Here is a 26,861-nt window from a genome sequence, read left to right on the forward strand (position 1 = left end):
GGTCAAATAATTGCTTATCAGCACTATACATCAAACAATCATTTCAACGTAACCAGCCTGACCTTCACTTTTGATGCGCCACTTGCAAAATTGGGTCAGGTGCGCATGGGCGTGTGCATGGCCTTGAATTCGGTGGGCGACACCTCGTACTTGCCCCTGAAGGCGGTGGAGAAATACGAGGGCGACGAGAAGCCGGTCTGGTAGGCCACTTCGGCCACCGTGCTGCCTTCCTGCAGCAGCAGCTGCCGGGCCTTAGTGAGGCGCAGCCCCTGGATGTACTCGTTCACCCCGATGCCCAGCAGCGCCTTCACCTTGCGGTAGAGCTGCGTGCGCGACACTCCGAGGCTGTGAGCAATGCCGTCTACGCTCAGGTCGGGCTGGTCGAGGCGGCCTTCGATGATGGCCGTGAGGTCGGCCAGAAACTTCTGGTCGACGCGCTGCGGGGCCACGGTGGGCGTGGCGCCCGAGAGCTGCCGCCGGAAATGCTCGCGCTGCTGGTCGCGGTTGCGCAGCAGCGTGCGCAGGCTTTCCAGCAAAAACGTGGGGTTGAACGGCTTGATGAGGTAGAGGTCGGCACCGGCCTGCACGCCTTCCACCTGCTGCTCGGGCGCGCTGCGGGCCGTAAGCAGCACCAGCGGAATGTGGCTGGTGCGCCAGTCGCCTTTCAGGGCGGTGGCCACCTCCAGGCCGCTGAGCTCGGGCAGGTTCACGTCGCACACTATCACGTCGGGGATGGTTTCGGCGGCCAGGCGCAGGCCGGTGGCCCCGTCGGCGGCGGTGCTGACCCGGAAGTGGGGCTGTAGCTTCTGCACCAGAAAGCCGCGCAGCTCGTCGTGGTCTTCGATGATGAGCGCCGTGGGCTCGGGCACGGTGGGAGCGGCGGAGTCGGCGGTCGAGGCAACGGCGGCCAGCGGCACTTCCTCCTCGGCGTCGAGGGTGAGGGGCGTGAGCATGTGGCCGGCCGGGGCATCCAGGAAAGTAGCCGGCTTGGTGAGCGGCAGCGTCACGTCGAAGGTGGTGCCGTGGCCGGGCTGGCTCCGGAACGAGAGCGTGCCCTGGTGCAGGCGCGTGAGCCCCTCAGCCAGCGCCAGCCCCAGCCCCGAGCTGTTGGCCGACTGCTGCCGGCCCTGGTAAAACCACTCCAGAATGTGGGGCTGGTCGGCCTCGGCAATGCCCTGGCCGTTGTCTTCTACGCTGATGCGCACGGTGTCGGCGGCCACGTCCTGCTGCATGCTCACCACAATCCGGCCGCCATCGGGGGTGTACTTGAAGGCGTTGGAGAGCAGGTTGAAGAAGACTTTATCGAGGATGTCGCCATCAAACCACAGGAAGATGACAGGCTGGGCGGGCAGAAACCGGAAGGTGATGTTGCGCTTCTGGGCGGTTTTCTCGAATACGTCCATGATTTCGCGCACAAACTCCACTAGGTTGCCTTCCACGGCCCGCACGGCCATCTTGCCCACGTCGATTTTGCGGAACGCCAGCAGCTGATTCACCAGCTGCATCAGGCGCTGGGTGTTGCGGCGCACCAAAGCCAGGTCGTGGCGCTGGGCCGGCGAGAGGTCGGTGGGGCTGGCCAGCATGTCTTCCACGGGCCCCAGAATGAGGGTGAGCGGCGTGCGCAGCTCGTGTGAGAAGTTGGTGAAGAAGCGCAGCTTGGCTTCCGAGGAGCGGCGGGCCTCCTCGGCCAGCTCGGCAATCTGGTTGCGCTGGGCGCTGATTTCGGCGTTCTGGCCTTCCACCATGCGCCGGATGCGGCGGTTGAGGCGCGACGAGCGCCAAGCCAGCGCCCCCAGCACCACGGCGCCCAGCAAACTAGCTAGCAGCAGATACACGGTCAGCTCCTGGTTGGCGTAGCGGCGCTGCTGCTCGCGCAGGTGGCGCTGCTGCCCTTCCAGATCCTGCTGCTGATCTACCAGCTGCTCGGTCTGGGTGCGCATGGTGGTCACGTTCGACGAGTCGATGACCATGGTGCCCAGCACGTTGTCTTTCAGGAAGGGCTCGTGCCGCAGGATGCGCAGGGCCGTACGGATGGCTTCCTCGCCCCCAGTCTGGTAGAGCAGCGTGGCCTGAATGATGCCCTCTTCCACCAGCTGCAGGCCGTTGCCGGGGCCGGCCAGCCCATCCACCCCAATGATGCGGAGGCGCCGCTCGATGCCGAGGCGGCGCGCCACCTGATAGGCAGCCCGCGCCATGGGGTCGTTGTGGGCGAAGATGAGGTTGGTTTCGGGGTGGGCGCGCAGCACGGCGGGCAGTTGCTCCAGCACCGAGCCGGGCAGCCAGTTGCCTTCCACCTGCGCCGCCAGCTGCACGCCCGGGTGCGCCGCCAGCGCCTGCCGGAAGCCTTTGTCGCGGTCGGTGGCGGGCGACGAGCCGGGCGTGCCGGTGATTTCGAGCACCTGCCCGCGGCCCTGCAGCAGCTGGGCGGCGTAGTGGCCGGCCGTGCGGCCCACCTCTAGGTTGTTGCCGCCCACATAGGCCGTGTACAGGCGCGAGGTGGTGCGGCGGTCCAGAATCACGACCGGAATGCCCTGGTTGTAGGCGGCCTCGGCCAGCTCCGTCAGGGGGCCCGACTGGTTGGGCGAAATCAGCAGCAGATCTACGCGCTGCCGGATCAGCTCCCGCACCTGCCGGCGCTGCAGGTCGCTGTTGTTGTGCGCGTCCAGCATCTGAAACTGCACGTTCGGGTGGAAGCTCAGTTCCTTCTGCATCCCGGCCAGCATAGCCTTGCGCCAGGCATCGTTGGTGGTGCACTGCGAAAAGCCAATGCGGTACACCGGCTCCTTCGCGACCGGCTGGCAGCTAACTGCCAGCAGCGCCAGCAGCAGCCAGCGGCGCCGGGCTCTTGCTACCATCAGCCTCAGAACTCCGGCAACCTGAATTGGCCCAATAACCATTTCGAATTCAACCATACAGTAGAAATGAATCTGGTAATGAGGTTCAACTACTGCCCGCCGCCAATGCGGCGCAGGCAGAAACTCCCTGGCTAATTCGTTAATGTAAAGCGTTTTTCGCGAATACGGCTGCCTGACTGGGCCGGACCTGTCTCGGCAAGAAGAGCCTGTTGGCTGGCGCGGTGCCCGAGAGGCTGCTTTTACCGCCCTTCCCGGGCACTCCTGAGTTGAAGCGCCGTGGCGGCCGGGCTGGTGTCGGGATGCAGCGCGGCAGAAATTACAGCTATGACGTAAACATACGTCATAATATGTCGTATGTTTACGTCACAAAACCTCCGGCGCTGTGCTGCGCTGTCTGCTGCAACATGGGACCGGGGCTCGTTTTCTCTTCTCTTTCCTGCTGAACAGCCTTCTATATGACGCACGCCAAAACCGCCGCTTTCACCGAGGAGCAGCAGCAGTTGGCCCGAGTGGCCAAGGCGCTGGCGCACCCGGCCCGGGTGGCCATTGTGCAGCTGCTGGCCTCCAAAACCACGTGCATCTCCGGCGACATTGCCGCCGAGCTGCCCTTGAGCCGCACCACCGTGTCGCAGCACCTGCAGGAGCTGAAGGCGCTGGACCTTATCCGCGGCGAGATTGACGGACTGACGGTGTGCTACTGCCTCAACACGGAGCTGCTGCGCGAGGTGCAGCAGCAGTTCACCGCCTTCTTCCTTGAGGCAACCAGCAACCCTGCCTGCGGCCCCGCCGATGCTTGCGCTTGCTAGCACCGCCCGATTCCCAACAGACTTTTCCACCTTCTTACCCCTGGAAATCATGAAAATATCTGAAATGAAGCACGCGCTGGCGGGCCTGGAGGCCGTCAGCTTCCGCCTGCCCGATGGCACCCAACTACCCGCGCACTTTCACGTCACGGAAGTCGGGCTGGTCAGCAAGCACTTCATCGACTGCGGCGGGGTGGAGCGGCGCGAAACCGTGGCCAACTTCCAGCTCTGGGAGGCCGGCGACTACGACCACCGCCTCGCGCCGCAGAAATTCCTGCACATCCTGCAGCTGTCGGAGAAGATTCTGGGGCCTGATGATCTCGACATCGAAGTGGAATATCAGCAAGCCACCATCGGCAAGTTCGGCCTGCACTTCGACGGTACCGACTTCCAGCTGACCACCAAGCAAACCGCCTGCCTGGCCCAGGACGCCTGCGGCATTCCGGCGGCCGAGCCGTTTGCGTTGCCGCAGCTGCAAATGGCCGGCGCCGCCTGCACGCCGGGCGGCGGGTGCTGCTAGATTTTGCGCACGGCGCTGCCCACGTTTGGGTGGTGCCGTTTTGCTGCCTTTCTGTACCGTTTTTCGTCTGCGTTTTCTCTTTCCGATGACAATTGCCTTTTTCTCTGACGTGCACGGCAACCTGCCGGCCCTAGAGGCAGTGCTGGCCGATATGGAGCAGCGCCGGCCCGACATGATTTTCTGCCTCGGCGACCTGGTAGGCTACGCGCCCTGGCCCAACGAAGTGGTGAACGAGGTGCGCCGCCGCGGCATCCCCACGCTGGCCGGCAACTACGACCAGGGCATCGGGCTGGCCAGCAGCAACTGCGGCTGCGCCTACAAAACCGACACCGAGAAGGACCTGGGCGCGCAAAGCATTGCCTACACCAACCACGTGGTGGGCGACGACGAGCGCTGCTACCTGCGCCTGCTGCCCAAGCACATGCGGCTGGAGTTTCAGGAAGAGCCCTGCACGCTCAGCCTGCTGATGGTGCACGGCTCGCCCCGCAAAATCAACGAGTACCTGTTTGAGGACCGGCCCGAAGCCAGCTTCCTGCGCGTATTGGCCGAGGCCAACGCCGATATTCTGCTCTTCGGCCACACCCACAAGCCCTACCACCGCACCTTCGCCTACGAGGTGGAAGGCGAAACCCGCTACCGCCACGCTCTGAACATCGGCTCCGTCGGCAAGCCCAAGGACGGCGACCCGCGCGCTGCCTACCAGCTGCTGCACCTCGACGAGCACACCACGCTCACCGACCCCAACAGCGTGCGTTCCGAGCTGATTCGGGTGGAATACGACGTGGAAAAAGCCGCCCAAGCCGTGGAAGCCTCGCCCCTGCCCAACGAGTACGCCGACATGCTGCGCAAGGCCTATTAGCGCGAGCTGATTTCCCAGCACGTCATTCCGAGCCTGCGAGGAATCTCGCGTGCTGATGTTGCAATGCTATTCAGCACGCGAGATTCCTCGCAGGCTCGGAATGACGTGCTATTTCCTGCTCCTTCCTACCTCCCCGTCCCCGCCTGAACTAGCGGGACGGCACCGTACGGCCTTTTTTCTCTGATTTCTATGCAGCCTACTCCCGTTCCTGCCACCGCCCCGGCTCCGGCGGCGCTGGCCGAAAAGAAACTCTCCGGCCTCGACCGGGGCCTCACGCTCTGGATATTTCTGGCCATGGCTTTGGGCGTGGGCCTGGGCTACTTCGTGCCCGGCATCAACGACGCGGTCAACTACTTTTCGGTGGGCACCGTGAACGTACCGCTGGCGTTGGGCCTGATTCTGATGATGTACCCGCCGCTGGCCAAGGTCAAGTACGAGGAGCTGCCCAAAGTCTTCAGAAACACCCGCATAATCGGCCTCTCACTGGTGCTGAACTGGCTAGTGGGGCCGCTGCTGATGTTTCTGCTGGCCATCTGGCTGCTGCCCGACAAGCCCGAGTACATGATGGGCCTGATTCTCATCGGCATTGCCCGCTGCATTGCCATGGTGCTGGTCTGGAACGATTTGGCCGACGGCTCCCGCGAGTACGCGGCCGGCCTCGTGGCCCTGAATTCCATTTTTCAGGTGCTGTTCTACTCGGTGCTGGCCTGGCTGTTTATCACGGTACTGCCGCCCTACTTCGGGCTGCAAGGCTACGCCGTGAACATCGGCATCCGGGACATTGCCCAGAGCGTGCTCGTCTACCTGGGCATTCCCTTTGCGGCCGGCTTCCTCTCGCGCACCATCCTGCGCCGGCTGAAGGGCAACGCTTGGTACGAAGCGGTGTTCATTCCGGCCATCAGCCCCATTACGCTCATTGCCCTGCTGCTCACCATCGTGTTGATGTTCAGCCTCAAGGGCGAAACCATTGTGCAGGTGCCGCTGGACGTGCTGCGCATTGCGTTGCCGCTGGCCATCTATTTCGGGGTGATGTTCGTGCTCAGCTTTGCGGCCGGCAAGTGGCTGGGGGCCGATTACGCCGAGAATGCCAGCATTGCCTTCACCGCCACCGGCAACAACTTCGAGCTGGCCATTGCCGTGGCCATCGGCGTGTTCGGCCTGAACTCGGGCCAGGCCTTTGCCGGCGTCATCGGCCCGCTGATTGAGGTGCCGGCTCTGATTGCGCTGGTCAACCTAGCCTTCTGGTTTCGCCGCCGCTGGTACGGCGGAGACGGGCGGGCTGCGTAGTAAACAAGTAGCGCGAACTTTGCAGTTCGCGTCCCCGCGCCGTTGGAATCGTTCGAACGGCACGGGGACGCGAACTACAAAGTTCGCGCTACTGCTACCCCACATATTCCCGCTCCCTTTTCCCTGACTTCCTATGACTGATTTCACGACGGATGTGCTGGTAATCGGGGCCGGGCAGAGCGGGCTGGCGGTGGGCTACTACCTGCGGCGGGCCGGCGTGTCGTTTGTGCTGCTCGATGAGCAGCCGGCGGCGGGTGGGGCCTGGCGCCACGGCTGGGACTCGCTGCGCCTGTTCTCGCCGGCCGATGCCAGCTCGCTGCCCGGCTGGCTCATGCCCCGCCCGCCCGACAACAGTTTCCCGGCCCGCGACGCCGTCATCGATTACCTCACGCAGTACGAAGCGCGCTACGCCCTGCCGGTGCAACGGCCCGTGCGCGTGCAGGACGTAGCCCGCACGGCCACCTGCTATGCCGTGCGCACCAGCCACGGCACCTGGGCGGCGCGGGCCGTGGTGTGCGCCACCGGCACCTGGAGCCAGCCCTACATTCCGCCCTATCCCGGCCTGGAGCTGTTTGCCGGCGTGCAGCTGCACTCGGCCCAGTACCGCCACGCCGCGCCCTTTGCCGGCCAACGGGTGCTGGTGGTGGGCGGCGCCAACTCCGGGGCCCAGATTCTGGCTGAAGTGTCGGAGGTGGCGAGCGCCACCTGGGTAACTGAGCACGCGCCCCGCTTCCTGCCCGACGACGTGGACGGGCGCGTGCTATTCCAACAAGCCACCCAGCGCTACCACGTCGGCCAGACCGCCCCGCCCCCCACCCTCGGCGACGTGGTGATGGTGGAGCCGGTGCGCGCGGCCCGGGCGCGCGGGGTGCTGCACAGCGTGCCACCCTTCCGCCAGCTCACGGCCACTGGCGTGCTGTGGCCTGATGGCCGCTCGGAAACCATTGACGCCATCATCTGGTGCACGGGTTTCCGGCCGGCGCTGGCGCTCCTGGGCGGCCTGGGCGTGCTGCAGCCGGATGGGCGAGTGGTCACGGCAGGCACCCGGGCCACCGCCGCCGCAGGCTTGTGGCTGGTCGGCTACGGTTCTTGGACTGGCTTCGCCTCGGCCACTCTTATTGGTGTGGGGCGCTCGGCCCGGGCTACTGTCGAGGAAATCAGGGAGCATCTGGCGGCTTCGGGGGTCAGATAGTGCAGCAGTAGCGCCAACTTGTGGATGCAACGGAGCGCAGCCTTTAGGGTCGTTAAGCTTAAGTGGATCTGACAAGGATTTGCCGGGCTCCTTTCGTCAGGTTGCCGTATACCTCCTACCTGCCTGCCGTAGCCTGCTCTCTATGCCCGACGATTACGCTCCCGATTTACCTGCCTTCCTGCCCGTCTTCAACCTGCTGCCCGATCCGTATCTGCTGCTTTCGCCCGAACTGGTGATTGAGGCCGTAAATGAAGCGTACCTGCTGGCGACCCTGTCCCGGCGCGAAGACTTGTTAGGTCGATTGCTGTTCGACGTATTTCCGGACAACCCGGCAGCACCTCAAACCCACGCCGCCGCCAACCTGCGCGCCTCTCTCAACCAGGTACTGGCAACGCGGCAGCCACACACCATACCGCGCCAGCGCTACGATGTGCCGGAGCCCGGCCAGCCCGGCCGCTTTGTGGGGCGCTACTGGCTGACACGCAACGTGCCGGTACTGGACGCCGGGGGGCAGGTACGCCACATTATCCATGGTGTGCTCGACGAAACGGAGCAGGTGCGCACCGAAGAAACCCTGCAGGTCAGCCATACCCGGGAGCAACTGGTGCACGACGCCGTTGCGCTGCAGCGCCAGCAGTTGTACGACACGTTTCAGGAAGCTCCGGCCATGATCTGCGTGTTCGACGGGCCCCGGCATGTCTTCCAGTTCGTGAACCCACCTTATCAGGCCCTGGTGGGCAACCGGCAGCTGGTGGGCCGGCCCATTGCCGAGGCCATGCCCGAGCTGGCCGGCCAACCCATTTTTGATCTGCTCGACGGAGTGTACCGCACCGGCGAAACCTTCCGGGCCTCTGAAATGCTGGTGCAGCTCGACCACAGCGGCACCCGGCCACGGGACCTGGAAAAACGGTACTACAATTTCATCTATAAGGCCCGCCGCACGGTGGCAGGCGACATAAACGGTATTTTCGTCTTTGCCTACGAGGTAACGGCGCAGGTGATGGCCCGCCAACAGGTGCAGGCCCTGAACGAGGAGCTGGCGGCCATCAACGAAGAGCTACGCGCCAGCAACGAAGAGTTTTTGCACGCCAACACAGAGCTGTCGAAAACGCAGCTGCAGCTGCAGCTGCTAAACCAGCAGCTGGAAACCCGGGTGACGGAACGCACCCACGATATGCAGCAGGCCCTGCACGAAGCGGAGCAGCAACGGGAACTATTGCGCCGGCAGCAAGCCATGCTCCAGCAGATTCTGGAGCAGGTGCCGGCCGCCGTAGCCACGCTCGGTGGCCCGGAACACCGGTATGTTTTTTTCAATGAGCAATACCAGCGCCTGGCAACCGGCCGCGCGCGCCGCGGCCAGGCTGTTGCCGAGTCTTTGCCCGAAGTAGCCGAACAGGGCTTCACCACCCTGCTCGACGGCGTATTTACTACCGGCGAGGCGTTTATCGGTACTGAAGTGCCGCTGCTCCTGCAAGATTCCACCACCGGCTTTTCCGAGCAACGGTACGTGGATTTTAGCTACCAGCCGCTGGTTGACGAGAGTACGCAGACGCAGGGTATTCTGGCCTTCATCATCGACGTAACCGACAAGGTGGTGGCGCATCAGCAGGTGACCACCATGCAGGCTGAACTGCTGGCTGCCGCGCAACGGCGGCTGCTGGAGCGCGAAAACCTGTACCAGGTATTTGAGCAGACGCCGGCGGCCGTGCTGCTGCTGCGCGAGCCCAGCCACATCATCGAGTACTTCAACCCGGCGTATGGCCGCCTGTTTCCGGGGCGCCAGCTTCGTGGCCTCACCATTGCTGAGGCCCAGCCGGAAGCCGTTGAACAGGGATTTGTGGCGCTGCTCGATCAGGTCTTTCAAACCGGCAAAACGTACGTCGGCAACGAGTTGCCCCTCACCGTGGTGCAGCCGGACGGGCAGTTATCGGCTCCCCGGTATTTCAACTTCACCTACCAGGCCTACCGGGAACAGGGGCAGGTGGCCGGCGTATCGGTGTTTGCGTTTGACGCCACCGAGCAGGTGCTGGCCCGCCAGCAGCGCGAAGCCCAGCAGGCCGAGCTACAGCGGATCTTCGAGCAGGCGCCGGTGGCCATTGCCATCATGCGCGGCCCACGTTTGGTGCTAGAGCTGGCCAACCAGGAAATGACCCGGCTGTGGGGCCGGACGCTGCCGCAGGTGCTGGGCCGGCCTTACTTCGAAGCGCTGCCCGACACGGCCGGCCAGGGCCTGGAGCAGGTGCTGGCCGATGTGGTGGCCAACGGCACGGCCCACTCCATCACGGATATGCCGGTGACACTGGCACGCGCCCATACCGGCCAGCCAACCCTCGGGTATTTCAACTTCGTCTTCCAGCCGCTGTATGATGGCGACAATCGCCCCACAGGGCTGATTGCGCTAGGCAACGAGGTAACGGCGCAGGTGTTGGCGCGGCAGGCCTCCGAAATGTCGGCCCAACAGCTCAAGCAGCTGACCGAAGCCCTGCAAGCCACCAACGACCAGCTCACCCGCACCAACACCGACCTCGACACCTTTGTATACACGGCGTCGCACGACCTGAAAGCTCCCATTGCCAATATCGAGGGGCTGCTGCTGGCCCTGCGCGAACAGCTACCCGCCGAAGCGCTGGCCGCCGCCCAGGTTACGCAGCTACTGGCCCTGATGCAGGACTCGGTAGCGCGCTTCCAGCAAACCCTGGGCTACCTCTCCGACGTGGCCATGCTGCAATTGGCCCAGACTGAGCCTACCGAGCCCCTGGACCTGGCCGCCCACATTGAAGCTGTACGCCTCGACCTGGTTCCGGTGCTGCTGGCCTCGGGCGGGCAGCTTCTGATGCAGGTAGCCGAATGCCCCACGGTGTATTTTTCGCCTAAAAACCTGCGCAGCATCCTCTACAATCTGCTTAGCAACGGCCTTAAGTATGCCCACCCCGACCGTCCACCGGTGGTGCAGGTGCGCAGCAGCTGTTTGCCCGGCTTTGCGCTGCTAGAAGTGCAGGACAACGGGCTGGGGCTAACGCAGGAGCAACAGAGCAAGCTGTTTGTGATGTTTCAGCGCCTGCATACGCACGTAGAAGGCTCGGGCGTGGGGCTGTATATGGTGAAGCGCATCGTGGAAAACGCCGGGGGCAGCATCGGGGTACAGAGCCAGCCCGGCGTAGGTACTCGGTTCACGATTACGCTACCCAGACCCGCCCACTGAACACCCGGCAAAGTCTGTCGTGAATAGAGGATTCACCCTACCACGAGAGCAAAAAAGCGCCATCTGCTTAGGGCAGATGACGCTTTTCCACTTAGCAGCCGTCTTATCGGCACCGGACTGAACCTGTGCGAATCAGCTATTTAGAACTAGAATCGGTCGTTGTCGAAGTCAGTGTCGCGCTCCGAAGTAGTGCTGCCGCGATATACTGACTCGCTGCTGGGCTTCCACTTCGATTCGGCTTTGGGCGTGTAGCGGGTACCCGCTACCGACGACGAGTTGCTGCTCTTGCTGCGCAATGCCAGCCAGCTCAGGCCGCTTACCAGCAGAGCACCGCCAACCACTTTCTGGGTAGGCGTCAGCGAATTCACCTGATCCAGTGCCTTGCTGCCAAGGTCCTTGAGCGACTTGGGCAGCTCGTTGATGCTTTTCGACCATTGCTCCTGATCAAGCCAGGACTTACGACCGGCGTTTTTGTCGGCTCCGGCAATTACGCGGCTGATACCTTCGGAACGGCTGTCGGTGCTAGTCGAGGGGGTAGAAGCGGCTGCAGGGGCAGTAGTAGCCGATGCGGGCTGGCTGCTGCGCGCCGTATCTGGCGTGGCAGGGCTGGCCGAAGTGGATGCAGCCGAAGGAGTGGCCGAAGTTGAAGCAGGTTTATTGGCGGCGTTGGCGGCAGAGTTCTGGCCGGCATTCGGCTGGTTTTGCTTGTTATCCATGATAGTAGAAGGTTAGAAAGTAAATGTCTGAGTGAAGCCTGCCGGTTGGCAGCTCCTGGGTTGTATTCGAAAAAACCGGACGCCGGGTTGCCGATTTTATTGATCGGGTCAAGTTCATCGCCGCCATAATCCCTGTTTGCAGAGGCCCTTACGCCTCCACGGCTGCACGCCTATGCCAATGGCCGCAGCGGGCGGCGAGGACGTTTGAGGCGGCCCGGTAAACTTCTGAGCCGACTGGCCGTTTTTGCGGGAGCAGCCGGCTACCGGCAGTGGTTTTTCTTCTTTCAGACTCTCGTATGGAGCAGCGGTTCAAGAATAAAGTGTGCTTCGTGACGGGCGCAACGTCAGGCATAGGGCAGGCAGTAGCACTACAGATGGGCCGCGAGGGAGGCCGGGTGGCCGTGCTGGGCCGCGACGCCCAGGACGGTCGTGCCATAGTGCGCGAAATAAAAGAGGCAGGCGGCGAAGCCATTTTCATTCGCACCGACGTAGGCCGCGACGCCCAGTTGGTGGCCGCCGTGGATAAAACGCTGGCCGCCTGGGGCAAGATTGATGTGCTGGTCAGCAACGCGGCCATGATGACGTTTGAGCCTATTCTCAAGCTCGACCCCAAAGACTGGGACACGCTCATGCACGTAAACCTGCGCAGCTTGTTCCGGCTCACGCAGCTGTGTTTGCCCCACATGAAGCACGGCAGCATTGTGGCCGTCAGCTCGGTGCATGCCCACCAGACCACGCCTCATGTGGTACCCTATGCTGCCAGCAAAGGCGCTATGGAAGCCTTCGTGCGCGGCCTCAGCCAGGAAATTCCCCACACCCACGCCCGCATTAATGCCGTGGCGCCCGGCGCCGTTGACACGCCCATGCTGTGGAGCAACCCCAATGTGAAAAGCGGCAAAGAAAAGATTACCGGCCAAGTGGGCACGCCCGCTGAGCTGGCCGCGGCCATCTGCTTTCTGGCCTCCGCCGAAGCCAGCTTCATCAACGGCACCACCCTGATAGCCGACGGCGGCCGCCTGGCCGCGCTGTAAGTATCATTATTATAATTAGGTAACCTAGGCTGCGGATATGGCACCATCTTTAGTTCCCCTCCTTGGAAAGGAGGGGTTAGGGTGTTGATGCTCGTTAGACGGTTTTAGAACTAGCTCTAACCATTGTTCTGACGGTATCAACCACCCTAACCCCTCCTTTCCAAGGAGGGGAACTAGCCTTTTAGCTCTAGCTCTTCTTGTTCTCCGCAGCTTGTGGCAAGTATGCCTGTGGCTCCGGGCATCGGGCTACTCACCAGGCAGCAGGGTTTAAGACACAACCGCCCGGCTTCTCTCCAATGAGAGGGGCCGGGCGGTTGTGCGTAGCAGCAGCACCTTGCTTACGCAGCTACTCCGTTGCTCAGCTACTCTTTGGGCCCTGGTGCATGGTAGCCGGATCGGGAAGCGGCTGGCCGCGGGCGTACAGAGCCGCGTTGCGGCGGCCAGCCTCCCGGGCCTGGGCCTCAAATGGAATGTTGTAGTAGCCGTGCCGCGCCCAGCCCAGCAGGTAGCGCCACAGAAACCCCAGCCGGCCATACTGCTCAAACTGCCGGATGTGCTCCATTTCGTGGGCCACCCAGTAGGGGTCGTTGAGAAACTCTTCTTTGGTAGCGCCGCTCAGGTGTATCTGCCGGCCCAGCACCATGGCCACGCTGCGCGTCCCGAGCTTCAGGCGGGCCAGGCGGGCCAGGGGCGAATTCTCGATGATGCGGGGTGTTGCCATGGGATGAAAAACCGGGCGCGTTATACGCTGTGGATCAGAGGCAAGGTTGCAATGCCCATCAAAATAATTCAAATAAAAAATATAACTCCCAAAAGAATATTTACCTTTCCCCCGGCGCAAGCTAAGCAGTTTCCAAACTTTAGCCTTAGCTTTAACCATCAGGGGAAAATAGAATCCATCTATTTCTTCGGTTTCAAACGGTTTTTTCGACCTCTTTTTCATCCCGCTTCTATCGACGAAAGAAGTACTTCCTGGTTTCTCCGGCCCTAGCCGAAAACCACTTTTGCCACCCCACGACGGACAATGAAGAACCCACTCCTGTATTGCCTCGCCGCGGCCTCCATGGCCCTGTCTTTCTTCTTCGAACAAACGCCTACTGCTCCCACCGCTTCCGCTCCTGTTGCCGCCGAAGCGTCTTTATTCTCTGGTTTCTCCCTCGACGAGGAAGAGAAGCCCGCCGCTGCCGCCAGCGACTCGGCCGCTTACGAGTACTACGGGCAGGCCCTGGGCCTGCGCCTCGCCCGCACCGAAAACACCACCCTGCTGCGCACCGTCCTCGACTGGATCGGCACGCCCTACCGCTACGGCGCCGACTCCAAAAAGGGCACTGACTGCTCCGGCTTTGTAACCCGCGTTTTCAAGGAAGTGTACGGCATCACGCTGCAGCGCAGCTCCCGCTCCATGTTCAGCAGCGTGAAGCACGTAGCCAAAACCGAAATGGAAACCGGTGACCTGGTATTCTTCCGTCGCGGCCCGGGCCAGCCCATCTACCACGTGGGCATCTACCTGAAGGATGGCAAATTCGCCCACTCGGCCTGCAACGGCGGCGTGATGGTCAGCTCCCTCAACCAGGCCTACTACAGCCGCAATTTCTACGCGGCCGGCCGGGTTGCCACCAACTAGACTGCCTCCCAATGCATCAGACAACGCCCGGCTCCTGACAGAGCCGGGCGTTTTTTCTGGGGGCTTGCGACGCCGGAAAACCATTTTGCGCTGAAACAGTATAGGCAGGCAGTGGCCAGACTGTGCCGAGGCCAGCTACCATCTACCCAGCCCTTTCTACTTCTCACTCTTCCCTCCTGATGGATAACTCCACTCCCAAAGGCGAGCATATTGCCTCCTCCGCCCTATTCAAGAAGTTTCTTGGCAAGGCCGAAGAATATATCAAGAAGCCAACCCGCGTTAAGCAACTGCTGAACGACGCGTACACCAAGGCCAGCGAGAAAAACGACCTTGGTACCATTGCTCACGAAGCCTGGGAAACGCTCCAGACTTTGCTGCGCCTGATTCGCGCTTCCATCTCGGGTGAGTACACGGGGCTGCCTACCAGCACCGTAGTAGCGGCCGTAGCTGTTACCATTTACTTCCTGAGCCCCATCGACCTGATTCCGGACTTTATCCCGGTACTGGGCCTGCTCGACGACGTAGCGCTGGTAGCTTGGTTCAGCACGACCATCAAAGAAGAAATGGACCGGTTTGCCGAGTGGGAGAAAACCCGCCCGATGGTGGTGGAAGAATCACGGCCGTTTGAGGACAAAGCATCGGCTGGCGCCCCCAAAACTGCCCCGGTGGAAGCCCCGGCCCTACAGCCCATCAAGCCCAATACCGACAGCAGCCCAGCAACGGCCAGCATTGCCCACTCCGACGTAGCGGCCAACACTACTGACAGCAGCCGTGAGCCCACCACATCGGCCGATGCCCGGCCAGCCGGTGGCGACGCCGGCGGCAACGTCCGCTAGATAAGCTCTGCCCCAAAAACACAAAAAAGCCCTGCATCAATTGATGCAGGGCTTTTTTGTGGCCATTCAGCCGCAGCCAAACTTGTGGTATAATGGTCCTTTATCGCGCAACCTGGTGAGGTGAAGCTATGCGGCTTTGGCGTGAGAAGCCACGTAGCTCACAAAGTCGCCGACGGTGGCCAGGGGCACTTCGTCGGGAATGGTGATCTGGAAGTTGCGCTCCAGCTCCAGAATGATGTCGACAACATCGACGGTATCGAAGCCCAGCTCGCGGCTGAGGTTGCTACCGATACGCAGGCGCCGGGCCTTGATGGCCTTACGCTTGCTGATGATGCGCAGCACCTGCTGCTGAATGGACTTGGCGGCGGAGGTCGTTGAGGTGATCATAGGAACGACGGAAACGTAGGGTACTGAAAAAAATTGCGGCAGCTTGGCCAGCCAACTCCTGCGGGCGCCCGTGCGGGCGGAGGAGCCTGCAGCACCGGTGAATGGTTGCACCGGGCCGGCAAAAAATTTGGCAAACGAAAAAACAATGGCCGAACCACCGCGCTTCGGCGGCCCGGCTATTGCGCGGCCGCTTAGTGCGTGAGCACCGGCGGCGTGGCAGCCTCCACCTCTTCGGCATCGGCTACGGGTTCGGGGGTGCCTTTCAGGCGCAGCTTCAGGCTTTCGCTCAGCAGGTACATCACGGGCACTACTACCAGCGTAATGCCGGTGGCAAACACCAGCCCGTAGATGATGGTCCAGGCTAGCGGACCCCAGAACACCACCGACTCGCCGCCGATGAAGAAGTGGGCGTCGCCGCTGGCAAACAGCTCGTAGAAGTCGATGTTGAGGCCAATGGCCAACGGAATCAGGCCCAGCGTGGCGGCCGTGGCCGTCAGGATTACCGGGTTGAGGCGGGTGCGGCCGGCCAGCACAATGGCTTCGCGCAACGGCATACCCTGCGCCCGCAGGATGTCCATGAACTCGACCAGCAAAATCCCGTTTTTCACCACGATACCGGCCAGGGCGATGATACCCACGCCCGTCATCACAATGGAGATGTTCTGGCCCGTGATGGCCAGGCCCCAGAACACGCCGGCAATAGAGAACAGCACTTCCGACAGAATAATAAGCGGCTTGCTGAACGAGTTGAACTGCGTGACGAGAATCAGGAAGATGAGGCCCAGGGCCCCGAGGCCGGCCATGGGCAGGAAGTCGGTGGTTTCCTTCTGGTCTTCCTCGGCCCCGCCCATCTTGATGGTGTAGCCGGCCGGTGTGGGGAAGGATTGCAGCGCCGTGCGGATGTTGGCTACCACATCAGGACCGGTGTAGCCGTTGAGCACGTTGGAGCTGATGGTGATGACACGCTTGGTGTCTTTGCGCCGGATGCCGCCGTAGGTGCTGCCGTAGGTTACCTGAGCAATGGACGAAATGGGCACCTGCCGCACGGCGCCGGTGGCGTCGCGGAACGTGAGCGGGGCGTTGATGATGGCGTCCACGTCGTTGCGGTAGGGCTTGGCGTAGCGCACCTGCACGGGGTACTCGTCGTCGGAGGTCTTGAATTTGCTGGCTTCCGAGCCGTAGATGGCCGTACGCACTTCCAGGCCGATCTGGCCGGTGCTGATGCCTTCCCGGTTGGCGCGGGTCCGGTCGATGTTCACGGCAATTTCGGGGTTGCGGTCCTCCAGGTTGGAGCGCAGGGCTTCCACGCCGCCAATGTTGAGCGAATCAACGTAGCGCGTTACCTTCTTGCTGAGCTTGGCCAGCGTGGGGTAGTCGTCGCCAATCACCTCAATGGCAATGGGCTTGGCCTGGGGCGGACCGCTGGCTTCCTGATCCACCGAAATTTCGGCGCCGGGAATGCCTTTCACTACCTCCCGGATTTTATCCATGTAGGTGCCGGTGGCCGGGCCGGTCCGGTCGCTGAGCTCCTTGAAAGCCACGGCCACCTTGCCCATGTTCGACATGGCCGTGCCGCTCGACGATGACGCGTCGCCCGGGTCGCCGGCGCCGATGGCCACGTTGGTAATCACCGATTCCACGTCGGGGTTCTGGCGGCCGATGACGCCGTAGATGCGGTTTTCCAGCACTTTGGTGATGGAGTCGGTGATTTCGACGCGGGTACCTACCGGCATTTTCAGGTAGGTATAGATGAATTTCGGGTCGCCTTTGGGGAAGAAGTCCACCTTGGGGCCGCGCAGGCCGATGGCCACGAACGAGCCCAGGAACAGCACCACCACGCTGATCATCACCAAAGCCGGGTGGTTGATGGACCAGCGCACCAGGTTGGCGTAGCCGTTCTGGAACTTGGGCAGCGCGCGGGTCTGGAACCAGGCAATCATCTTCACCAGCACAAACTTGTCGAGCAGGATGAAGCCGGCCAGGGCCAGGCAGATGTTGCCCACGAAGTGCCCAATCAGGCCGCTGGTTTCGCCGTCGGGGCCTACCTCGGGCGTAGCGCCCAGGGCCAGCACGTTGAACAGGATGCCCAGCACCACCAGCACGCCCACGGCAATTTTGAGGCCTTTGGTAAGCTTGGGCTTGCTGTGCAGGTCTTCCTCGAAGTGCTCCTCGCGCTCCATGAAGCTCACGGCAAACACCGGGTTCATGATGAAGGCCACCACCAGCGACGACATCAGGGTGATGATGAGCGTCACGGGCAGGTAGTACATGAACGAGCCCACAATGCCGGGCCAGAACATCAGCGGCACGAAGGGCGCCACCGTGGTGAGCGTACCGGCCAGTACGGGCACGAATACCTCGCCGGCCGCGAATTTAGCGGCCTTTTCGGTGGTCAGCTCGGGGTGCTCGTGCAGCAGGCGGTGGGTGTTTTCGATAACCACAATGGCGTCGTCCACCACAATGCCCAGCGCCAGCAGGAAGGCGAAGAGCACAATCATGTTCAGCGAGAAGTCGAAGCCCGGGATAATCAGGAAGGCCAGGAACATCGAAATCGGCACCGACAGGCCCACAAACATGGCGTTGGTGGTGCCCATGAAGAACAGCAGAATGGCCGTTACGAGCAGGAAGCCGATAACGATGGTGTTGATCAGGTCGTGGAGGGTTACGCGGGTGTCGTTGGAGCTGTCCCCGGTGATGGTCACCTTCAGCTCTCGGGGCAGCGTTTTCTCGGACTCCGCTACCAGCGCCTTGATTTTGTCGGAGGCGTCAATCAGGTTTTCGCCCTGGCGCTTCACCACGTTCAGGGTAATGGCGGGCTTGCCATCGAGGCGGGCGTAGGATTCCCGGTCCTTGAAGCCATCCTGCACGGTGGCAATGTCGCCGAGGCGCACGGCCGCGCCGTTGAGGTTCTTCACCTGGATGTCGGCAATGTCTTCGGCGCGCACGTACTGGCCGGCCACGCGCACGGCCCGCTTCTGGGACCCCACGTCAATGGAGCCGCCCGAAATGGTCACGTTTTCGCGGGCAATGGCGTTGCTGATGTCGGAGAAGCCCAGGCGCGAGGCCCGCAGCTTGTTCAGGTCCACATCCACGTTCACCTGCTGGTCGAGGGCGCCTACAATGTCTACGCGGGTGATTTCGGGCAGGGCCTCAATCTTATCCTGGAAGTCGTCGGCGTACTTTTTGAGCTGCACGGCGGGCAGGTTGCCGCTCAGGTTCACGAACATGATGGGCTGCTCCGAGATGTTGATTTCCTTCACCGTCGGCGGCGAGGGCAAATCGTTGGGCAGCTCGGGCGCGGCCTTGTCCACGGCGTCCTTCACCAGCTGCTTGGCGTACTGCACGTCCACGTTCGAGTTGAACTCGATATCGACGATACAGTAGTCCTGGTTGGAGGTGGAGTTGATTTTCTTCACCCCGTTCACGCTTTTCAGCTCTTTTTCGAGCTGGCGCGTCACTAGGTTTTCGATATCCGCCGGCGAGGTACCGGGGTAAATAGTAGCCACGATGATCCGCGGAATCACGATGTCGGGGAATTTCTCCTTGCCCAGCTTGATGTAGGCAAAAATCCCCGCCACGCACAGCAGCACCGTGATGATGTAGATGCTGGTTTTGTTATTAATGGACCACGAAGTGGGTCCAAATTCCTTTTCTAAATCCTGCATGGCTTTTTCTTTGAGCTGATTAGCAGATGTAGAGACGCGACACTTCGCGTCTCATTGCCAGAACGACTACCAGCGCCGTTCAACGCGGAGACGCGAAGTGTCGCGTCTCTACATCAGGTAGTTTCCTACAGGGTCACTGCCTGGCCTTCGTTCAGGGTCTGGTAACCGGCCGAAATCACCTGGTCGCCGGCCTGGAGGCCGCCGGTTACTTCCACCTTGCCGTTGTAGGTCTGGCCGGTCTGAATAACGCGCTTGGCGGCCACTTTCTTGCCGCCTTTGTCGCTCACTACCAGCACGTAGCTGTTCTGCTCGTCTTTCTGCACCAAGTCCACGGGCAGCACAGTAGCGCTCTGGCGGGCGTAGTTCTGGATGCGCACGTTGGCCACCATGTTGGGGCGCAGCTGGCCGGCCTTGCCGCCGCTCAGGCGCAGCTCCGTGGTGAAGGTGCGGCTGGTGGGGTTGATGGTGCTGCTGACCACCCGCACGGTGGCGGGCAGCTCCTCCCCACCCAGGTCTGGAATGGTCACCAGAGCCTTGTCGCCGGCTTTAATGCGCGAGGCGTAGGCTTCTGATACTTCGGCCAGAATCTTGCCCGAGCCGCCGCTGCTGATGATTTTGGCTACCGGCGCGCCGGGGGCTACCGTTTCACCCAGTTTGGGCAGCACGTCGTCCACGGTGCCCGCAAACGGGGCCACCACGGTGTAGAGGGCGCGCTGCTGGTTGAGCGTGGCCAGGTTGCGCTGCAGAGCCTGATAGTTGTTTTTGGCCTGCAGGTACTGGATTTCGGTGCCGATTTCCTGCTTCCAGAGGCGGCTCTGCTTTTCGTAGATCACGCGGGCCAGGTCCATGCGGGTGCGCAGCTCGGCAATGCTGGCGTCGAGGATGCTGGCATCGACGGTGGCCAGGGTCTGGCCCTTGCTCACCCGGTCGCCGCGCTGCACGCGCAGGCTGGTAAGGGTGCCGGCGGCGCGGGCAGCCACGGTGGCGTTCTGGTCGAAATCCACGCGGCCCTGCAGCTCCAGGTAGCTCTTGAAGCTCTCGGGGGCTACTTTGATGACCGAAACGGGCGTGGTCTGAGCGGCGGCACCTTCGGCCTTGGCGCCGGACTTGGCTTCCAGTTCGGCAATTTTGGCCTGGTTGACAGCCTGCTCTTTCTTGAGCGCGGCCAGTTCGGCCTGAGGGTCTTTTTCGCCGCCGCAGGCAGCAGTGAACAAGCTGATGGCTAAGAGCTGATAGCTGATAGCTTTGGGCAGGGAAAAGGTCATATCGATGTCGTAGGGAGAATGTCGGAGAAAGAGCTAACAGCCAGCAGCCATCAGCAAACAGCTTACTTCTTGGCCTGGCTGTACAGCTCGCCGGTGGCTTTGTCGCGGTCCACTTTGGCAACCAGCACGTCGTAGAGGGCGGCGTAGTAGTTGGTCTGGGCCGAGCGCAGCTCGGTTTCGGCCGTCACCACTTCCAGGTTCGAGCCTACGCCTTCCTGAAACTTGATGCGCGACACCCGGGCCACATCGGCAGCCAGATCAAGGTTGGCTTTCTGATTGTCCAGCACGTCCAAGGCGTTGATGAGCGTGGTGCGGCTCTGGGCGTCCTGCAAATCGATGCTCTGGCGCAGGGTTTCGAAGCCCCGCTCAATGGTCTGCTGCTGAATGCGCGCCTGCTGCACCAAGTACTTGCGGCGGAAGCCATCAAACACCGGAATCTGCAAGCTCAGGCCCACGTTGCCGAACCCGAACCAGTTCTGGTTGGGGAAGCCGTTGCCGGCCCGCGAATCAGGCCCGCGGAAGGCGAACAGGTCGCCGGGGTTCTTGGCCGAGCCCGAGAAGCCGTAGGCCGCCGTGGCCAGCAGGCGCGGGTAGGCGCCGGCCCGGCGGTTGGCCAGGTCCAGCCCGGCCAGGGCCTGCTGGGTTTCCAGGGTGCTGAACTCGATGCGGTTGTTGTAGTTGAAGGCGGCGGCCAGCTGGCCGGTGCGCGCGCCGCTGAGGGCCGTCTGCTGGTCCTGCTGGCGCTGAGCGTCGGTGTTGGTGCTGGTAGGAGCCGTGCCGGTGGGCACGCCGCCCAGGCCGGTTACGCCGCCGCCAGTGGTGGCGCTGGCCACGCCCAGGCGCTGACGCAAAGCCCCGGCATCTACCACGGCCGCCCCGAGCGAGTCGGTCAGTTGCACGTCCTGGTTTTGCGGCAGTCCCATCTGAAACTTCAGCAGGGCCACACTCAGCTCGGTGAGGCGGCTGGCTTTCTGCTGCTCCACTACCAGGTTGTTGCGCTGCACCTGCAGGCGCTGCACGTCCAGCTTCTCGGCAAAACCGGCCTTGAAAGTTTCGTTGGTCTGGTACAGAATGGTATCGAGGCGCTGCACGTTGCGCGAGAGCAGCTGCAGCCGCTCGCGGGCCACCAGTGTGCTGTAATACGCCTTGCTCACTTGCTCCACCACATCGATTTCAGCCTGCTGGGTTTGCTTCTGGGCCAGTTGCTCGTACACCTTGGCCGCTTTCAGGCCGATGAGATAGGCCCCATCAAACAGCAGCTGCGACACCGAAGCGCTGGTGTTGCCGGCCCACTGCAGGCCAAAGGCAAACGCCTGCGGCGGCACCGGCTCCGAGGGCAGCGAAACCGTGCCCAGGTTTACCGTCCGGCCGCTTTGGGCTGCGGCAATGTCGGCTGGCGTGAGGGTGGTAGCCGAGCTACCGCCACCCAAAGCCCCGAAGTCCACGAGGCTTTTCTGCAGCTTGAAGTTGTCGGCCACGTTGGCCGCCACGTTCACCTGCGGCAGGCCGGCCGACCGGATTTCGCCCACTTTGGCGCGGGCCGTCTGCTCGCCCAGGCGAGTAGCCAGCAGCGTAGGCTTGTTCTTGACGGCGTAATCGATGGCCTGCTGCAGGCTCAGGGGCATGAGGCCGGCGGCCGCGGAGGTAGCCAGCACCGGCTGCTGGGCCGGGGCGGTTTGTGCCAGAGCTACCCCGGCCGGGGCCATCAGGCCCGGCCCGGAGGCCAGCAACAACACGCGAAGGTTGGTTTTCATATCAGGAAAAGCGGTGATGAAGCTTATTCTTCTTCCGTCACATGACGGTACTCATTCAGTAGTTTGTGGCCTTTGAGCGACACCACGCCCAGCAGAAAATGCTCGTTGCAGGCCATCTGCACCCGCATCTGGTCGAACTGCGCGGGCGGGAATACTTCCGGGTCGAAGAGCACGTCAATCTGGGCCAGGCGCAGGCGCGAGAGTACCTCAATGTCGAGGTCGGCGCGGTAGAGGCCTTCCTGCACGCCCCGGCGCAGGTTGGCCTGAATCTGCTGCAGAATGAAGCTGCTCTTGTGCTCGTGGAACAGGCCCCAGGCGGCGGGGTAGTACTTGCGCAGATCGTGGATGGCGTTGGGGTTCACGTTGGCAAACTGCCGCTTGGCCCAGTCCATCATCTGCACCATCTCGTCCACGGCGTTGCGGGCGTGGCCGATGATGCCTTCGCACTCACCCTGTACTCCGGTCAGGTGGTTGTGGATGACGGCTGATACAATCTGGTCCTTGTTTTCGAACCACTTATAGAGCGTCTTCTTCGAGATACCCAGGTGGGTAGCAATGTCGTCCATCGACACGCTCTTAATCCCGTTGCGGGTGAAGAGGCCGATGGCGGCGTGCAGGATTCGGTCTTTGATTTCCATGATTACGCCAGCAAAGGTACTGCGGAAACTTTTACCGATTCCATAGTTTCCATTAATTTTTTGCTATTCGTTTTCACCGATTTCCGGGCCGATGCCTGGGCGGACGCACGGCAGCGGTTTTTACTTTACCAGCCGGCATTTTTTTCCCGGCCCGCAACCCCGCCGCTGCCGTACCTTGGCATTTCTTTCCGTCTCTTTTCCACTTTTGAACTCTATGAAAATCCGGACTGGCTTCGGCTACGACGTTCACCAGCTGCAGGAAGGCCTGCCCTTCTGGCTCGGCGGCATTCAGGTACCGCACACCCACGGCGCCCTCGGCCACTCCGATGCCGACGTGCTCATCCACGTTATCTGCGACGCGCTGCTGGGCGCGGCCAACCTGCGCGACATTGGCTTTCATTTCCCCGACACCGACCCGCAATACAAGGGCATCGACAGCAAGCGGCTGCTGAAGGAAGTGGTGCGCCTGCTCACGGAGCGCGGCTACAGCATCAGCAACATCGACTCCACCATCTGCCTCGAAGCCCCCAAAGTCAACCCGCACATTGCCGAGATGCAGCGCGTGCTGGCCGAGGTAATGGGCATCGACGCCGACGATATCAGCATCAAGGCCACCACCACTGAGAAGCTGGGCTTTGTGGGCCGCCGCGAAGGCGTGGCCGCCTACGCCTCGGTGCTGATTACGAAGTAGCGCGCCGCAGTTGCGTGCGGCCATGCATGCAGCCTTCGGCGAAATTCCCGTCCTTACTGTCGTCTAAACCGACTTTCTATGTCCACCTCCTCCTCTTTCCTCGCCGGGCTGCTGCTGGTAGGCGCTACCGTTTCGGCAGTAGCCCAGCAGGCCCCCGAGAAACTCAAAGTCAAGAAAAAGCGCGGGGCCAAAACCGAGGCTCCGGCGGTAGTGCAGCCCACCGACGGCGCCGTGCTGACGACGCCCACCCTGGCTACCGACAAGCCCACCGAGTGGGCCGGCACCTACGCCGCCACCATCACGCAGGAAGACCTGCGCCAGCACCTGACCGTGCTGGCCTCTGATGCCTACGAAGGCCGCGAAACCGGCGAGAAAGGCCAGAAAATGGCCGCTGACTACCTCAGCACCGAGTTCAAGAAGCTGGGCCTGGCCGGCCCCGTCACGGGCTCCGACAACCCGTATCTGCAGCACTTCACGATGGAGCGCAGCACCTGGGAGGAAACCGCCACCATCAAGGCCGGCACCCAGACCTACAAGTGGCTGACGGATTTCTACGCCATGGGCAACTCGCCGTTTCAGCAGGCTACCAGCGTGCAGCCGGTATTTCTGGGCTACGGCATCGAGCAGGACGGCTACTCCGACTACACCGGCAAGGATGTGCAGGGCAAGGACGTGCTGATTCTGCTGGGCGAGCCCACCGGCCCCGACGGCAAGCCCGTGCTGGGCAAAGACGGCGCCCCCAGCAAGTGGGGCAACGACTACCGCGCCAAAGCCGCTATGGCCGCCGAGAAAGGCGCCCGCAGCGTGTTCTTCGTCAGCTTCGACCCCAACAACAACTTCGACAAGCTGGTACCGCGCATGATGCCGTACTTGCGCCGGCCCAGCATCTCGTTCAAGGATGCCAAGCCCGATGGCCGCCGCGCGGCGTTCTTTTTGTCGCCGAAGCTGGGCTACCAGCTGTTGGGCTCCAACGCCGCGGCCGTAACCAAGTACATGGACGCCACCGGCAAAGCCGGCAAGCCCGTTGCCAGCCCGTTCAAGCCGGTGAAGTTCACCATCACGGCCCCCAAGAAGCGCGAGGATTTTACCACCGAAAACGTGCTGGGCTACCTCGAAGGCACCGATAAGAAAGACGAAGTGCTGGTGCTGTCGGCTCACTACGACCACATCGGCATCATCAACGGCGAAGTAAACAACGGCGCTGACGATGACGGCTCCGGCACCGTGACGGTGCTGGAAATGGCCCAGGCCTTCATGAAGGCCAAAGCCGAAGGCCACGGCCCGCGCCGCAGCATCCTGTTTCTGGCCGTCACGGGTGAGGAAAAAGGTTTGCTGGGCTCGGAGTACTACACCGACCACCCCGTGTTCCCGCTGGCCCAGACCGTGGCCGACCTGAACACCGACATGGTGGGCCGCACCGACAAGGAGCACGAAGGCAAAGGCGACTACGTGTACGTTATCGGCTCCGACAAGCTCTCGTCGGAGCTGCACGAAATCGTGCTCAACGCCAACGCGCAGTACGTGAAGATGGACCTGGACTTCCGCTTCAACGACCCCGAAGATCCCAACCGCTTCTACTACCGCTCCGACCACTATAACTTCGCCAAGCACAAGATTCCGGTGGCGTTCTTCTTCAACGGCGTGCACGACGACTATCATGGCGCCGGCGATGAAGTAGAGAAAATCGAGTTTCCGAAGATGGAGAAACGGGCCCGCCTCGTGTTCCACTCAGCCTGGGAACTGGCCAGCCGCGACACGCGGATTGTGGTAGACTCCAACAAGAAATAACGTTATCCGCATTCTGAACGGCGTATTTCAGCTGGTTTTCCTGTCGGAAGCCCGCCGGAATACGCCGTTTTCAGGTTGACTCCGTTTCGTATAGCCGATATTTTACCTCATGCAAAAATTTGTATTCCTGTTGGGTGTGCTGCTGGCCGCGCTGGCGCCGGCGCGGGCCCAGGTGGCCGCCGGGGCCGCGCCGGCCGCCCGGTTTGCCGACGCCGGCATCACCCCTACCGAGCTGCGCCGCCACCTTGCGGAGCTGGCATCGGATGCGTACCAGGGCCGCGGCACCGGCCAGCCGGGCCAGAAAAAGGCGGCCGCTTACTTGGCCGAACAGTTCAGGCAGCTGGGGCTGCAGGCTCCGGCGGGCACGGGCCCCACTCCCTATCTGCAGCCCTTCCGGCTTGTGGAAACCGTGCCCACGGCGCCGGGCTGGGTGGAAGTGGGCAGCCAGAAGTTCGACGGGCTACAGCATTTCGTGCGCTTCGGCTCGTCTACGTTTCCGGAGGGCACCATTCCGGCCGAGGCGGTATTCCGGGGCTTCGGCATCGAAACCAGCTACTATCACGACTACAGCGGCCAGCCCGACGTGCGCGGCAAAGACGTGGTAGTGCTGCAGGGTGAGCCCAGCAATGGCTTGGGGCGCTACCTGTTTTCGGGCTCCAAGCAGCCCAGCGAGTGGTCGGAGGTGCTGCGCAAGGCCTACATGGCCCGCGAGCTGGGCGCCCGCAGCCTAACCGTCGTGACCTACGCCACGCCCAACTCGTTTCAGAAGCTGGCCCGGCCCATGCTGGGCTACCTGGCCGCCCCGAGCTACGGACTGGCCACGCCGGTACTCTCGCCAACTCCTGCCGAGCTGATGACTGACTTCCAGCCCGCCTACATCAGCACGTTCATCACCGACGGACCGCTGGGCACGGCGCTACTGGGCACCTCTGAGGCCGTGCTGCGCCGCTATGAAACCGAGTGCTACAAGCAAAGCAAGCCCGTAGCCGCCGATTTTCAGGTGGTGCCGTTTCGGGTGCTGCTGCCGGAGCGCCGGCAGGAGCTGGCCACCGAAAACGTGCTGGGCTTTCTCGAAGGCACTGACAAGAAAGACGAAGTGATAGTCATCTCCGCCCACTACGACCACATCGGCATGCGCCACGACACCATTTTCAACGGGGCCGACGAGGATGCGTCGGGCGTGAGTGCGGTGCTGGCCATGGCCCGGGCCTTTCAGGAAGCCAAAGCCGCCGGCGCGGGCCCCCGGCGCAGCGTGCTGTTTCTGCTGACAGCAGCCGAGGAAAACGGCATGCTGGGCTCGGAGTACTACACCGCTCACCCGGCCGTACCACTGGCCCAGACGGTGGCCAACCTCAACCTGGCTATGCTGGGCCGCACCGACAAGCGCCACGCTGGCAAGGGCCCCTACGTGTACCTGGTGGGCTCCGACCGCCTCAGCACCGAGCTGCATCAGGTCAGTGAAGCCGCCAATGCCCAAAGCAGCCGCCTCGCCCTCGACTACACCTACAACGCCGCCAAATCGGCCGACCAGCTGTACTACCGCTCCGACCAGTTCAGCTTTGCGCGCTACGGCGTGCCCGCCATGGCCTACACCAGCGGCCTGCACCCCGACTACCACAAGCCCACCGACGACGTGGAGAAAATAGAGTTCGAACAGCTGGCAGCCCGGGCCCGGCTGGTGTTCCATACTGCCTGGGAGTTGGCCAACCGCGACCAGCGCGTGGCGCTAAACCCAAAGCAGAAGTAGC

Annotated in this window: 19 protein-coding genes and 1 pseudogene; 12 read left to right on the plus strand and 8 right to left on the minus strand. The window is 62.3% G+C overall.

The genetic code is table 11. The features are described 5' to 3' along the window. Positions 1-95 precede the first annotated feature (95 nt). Positions 96-2,855, minus strand: a complete 2,760-nt coding sequence (locus tag N008_RS06280) for a substrate-binding domain-containing protein (RefSeq protein WP_044014598.1) — start codon at positions 2,853-2,855, stop codon at positions 96-98. Positions 2,856-3,310: 455 nt separating this feature from the next. Between N008_RS06280 and N008_RS06285 the strand changes: the two genes are divergently transcribed. From N008_RS06285 to N008_RS21390, 6 genes are all read left to right on the plus strand, one after another. Then, positions 3,311-3,661 (plus strand): ArsR/SmtB family transcription factor, encoded by a 351-nt coding sequence (locus N008_RS06285; protein ID WP_044014600.1) that lies wholly within the window; start codon positions 3,311-3,313, stop codon positions 3,659-3,661. 49 nt (positions 3,662-3,710) lie between these two features. Further along, the gene (locus tag N008_RS06290) at positions 3,711-4,178 is read left to right on the plus strand and encodes a DUF6428 family protein (RefSeq protein ID WP_044014602.1); all 468 of its coding nucleotides are present in this window, start codon (positions 3,711-3,713) and stop codon (positions 4,176-4,178) included. A gap of 85 nt (positions 4,179-4,263) precedes the next feature. Then, a complete protein-coding gene (locus N008_RS06295; RefSeq protein ID WP_044014604.1) occupies positions 4,264-5,037 on the plus strand; it encodes a metallophosphoesterase family protein in 774 nt (257 codons plus the stop codon). Positions 5,038-5,226: 189 nt separating this feature from the next. Further along, positions 5,227-6,324 (plus strand): ACR3 family arsenite efflux transporter, encoded by a 1,098-nt coding sequence (gene arsB, locus N008_RS06300; protein WP_044014606.1) that lies wholly within the window; start codon positions 5,227-5,229, stop codon positions 6,322-6,324. A 133-nt stretch (positions 6,325-6,457) separates the two neighbouring features. Then, positions 6,458-7,516 (plus strand): ArsO family NAD(P)H-dependent flavin-containing monooxygenase, encoded by a 1,059-nt coding sequence (locus N008_RS06305; protein WP_044014608.1) that lies wholly within the window; start codon positions 6,458-6,460, stop codon positions 7,514-7,516. A 142-nt stretch (positions 7,517-7,658) separates the two neighbouring features. Continuing rightward, complete coding sequence (locus N008_RS21390) at positions 7,659-10,718, plus strand: PAS domain-containing protein (protein WP_052381264.1); 3,060 nt, start codon at positions 7,659-7,661, stop codon at positions 10,716-10,718. 146 nt (positions 10,719-10,864) lie between these two features. On the opposite strand, the gene N008_RS06315 is transcribed toward N008_RS21390, so the two are convergent. Next, a complete protein-coding gene (locus N008_RS06315) occupies positions 10,865-11,434 on the minus strand; it encodes a hypothetical protein (RefSeq protein WP_044014610.1) in 570 nt (189 codons plus the stop codon). Positions 11,435-11,730: 296 nt separating this feature from the next. On the opposite strand from N008_RS06315, the gene N008_RS06320 reads away from it, so the two are divergent. Then, positions 11,731-12,465 (plus strand): SDR family NAD(P)-dependent oxidoreductase, encoded by a 735-nt coding sequence (locus N008_RS06320; RefSeq protein WP_044014612.1) that lies wholly within the window; start codon positions 11,731-11,733, stop codon positions 12,463-12,465. A 358-nt stretch (positions 12,466-12,823) separates the two neighbouring features. Here the strand turns inward: N008_RS06320 and N008_RS06325 are convergent, their stop codons facing one another. Then, positions 12,824-13,186 carry a hypothetical protein gene (locus tag N008_RS06325; RefSeq protein ID WP_044014614.1) on the minus strand — a complete coding sequence of 121 codons (363 nt, stop codon included), beginning with the start codon at positions 13,184-13,186 and terminating at the stop codon, positions 12,824-12,826. A gap of 342 nt (positions 13,187-13,528) precedes the next feature. On the opposite strand from N008_RS06325, the gene N008_RS06330 reads away from it, so the two are divergent. After that, positions 13,529-14,089: a C40 family peptidase gene (locus tag N008_RS06330; RefSeq protein WP_231569791.1), complete on the plus strand. Its 561-nt coding sequence runs from the start codon at positions 13,529-13,531 to the stop codon at positions 14,087-14,089. Between the two features lie 179 nt (positions 14,090-14,268). After that, positions 14,269-14,622: pseudogene (locus tag N008_RS24005) on the plus strand (YkvA family protein); the annotation flags it as partial. A gap of 429 nt (positions 14,623-15,051) precedes the next feature. On the opposite strand, the gene N008_RS06340 reads toward N008_RS24005, so the two are convergent. The 5 genes from N008_RS06340 to N008_RS06360 form a co-directional block, all read right to left on the minus strand. Further along, positions 15,052-15,312 carry an acyl carrier protein gene (locus N008_RS06340; protein ID WP_044014618.1) on the minus strand — a complete coding sequence of 87 codons (261 nt, stop codon included), beginning with the start codon at positions 15,310-15,312 and terminating at the stop codon, positions 15,052-15,054. 191 nt (positions 15,313-15,503) lie between these two features. After that, a complete protein-coding gene (locus N008_RS06345; RefSeq protein WP_044014620.1) occupies positions 15,504-18,977 on the minus strand; it encodes an efflux RND transporter permease subunit in 3,474 nt (1,157 codons plus the stop codon). 125 nt (positions 18,978-19,102) lie between these two features. Further along, positions 19,103-20,242, minus strand: a complete 1,140-nt coding sequence (locus N008_RS06350; RefSeq protein ID WP_044014622.1) for an efflux RND transporter periplasmic adaptor subunit — start codon at positions 20,240-20,242, stop codon at positions 19,103-19,105. Positions 20,243-20,304: 62 nt separating this feature from the next. Next, entirely contained in the window at positions 20,305-21,996 is a 1,692-nt protein-coding gene (locus N008_RS06355; protein WP_044014624.1) for a TolC family protein, read from the minus strand. Positions 21,997-22,019: 23 nt separating this feature from the next. After that, the gene (locus N008_RS06360) at positions 22,020-22,634 is read right to left on the minus strand and encodes a TetR/AcrR family transcriptional regulator (protein WP_044014626.1); all 615 of its coding nucleotides are present in this window, start codon (positions 22,632-22,634) and stop codon (positions 22,020-22,022) included. A 214-nt stretch (positions 22,635-22,848) separates the two neighbouring features. On the opposite strand from N008_RS06360, the gene ispF reads away from it, so the two are divergent. The 3 genes from ispF to N008_RS06375 all read left to right on the plus strand — a co-directional run bounded on the left by ispF (position 22,849) and on the right by N008_RS06375 (position 26,860). Further along, entirely contained in the window at positions 22,849-23,325 is a 477-nt protein-coding gene (gene ispF / locus N008_RS06365) for a 2-C-methyl-D-erythritol 2,4-cyclodiphosphate synthase (protein ID WP_044014628.1), read from the plus strand. Positions 23,326-23,403: 78 nt separating this feature from the next. After that, on the plus strand, positions 23,404-25,113 hold the full coding sequence (locus tag N008_RS06370; protein ID WP_052381266.1) for a M28 family peptidase: 1,710 nt from the start codon (positions 23,404-23,406) through the stop codon (positions 25,111-25,113). Positions 25,114-25,222: 109 nt separating this feature from the next. Further along, positions 25,223-26,860: a M28 family peptidase gene (locus tag N008_RS06375; RefSeq protein WP_044014630.1), complete on the plus strand. Its 1,638-nt coding sequence runs from the start codon at positions 25,223-25,225 to the stop codon at positions 26,858-26,860. The last annotated feature ends 1 nt before the right edge of the window (position 26,861 follow it).

The organism is Hymenobacter sp. APR13 (assembly GCF_000737515.1).
In the GTDB taxonomy this organism is placed as follows: Bacteria; Bacteroidota; Bacteroidia; order Cytophagales; family Hymenobacteraceae; genus Hymenobacter.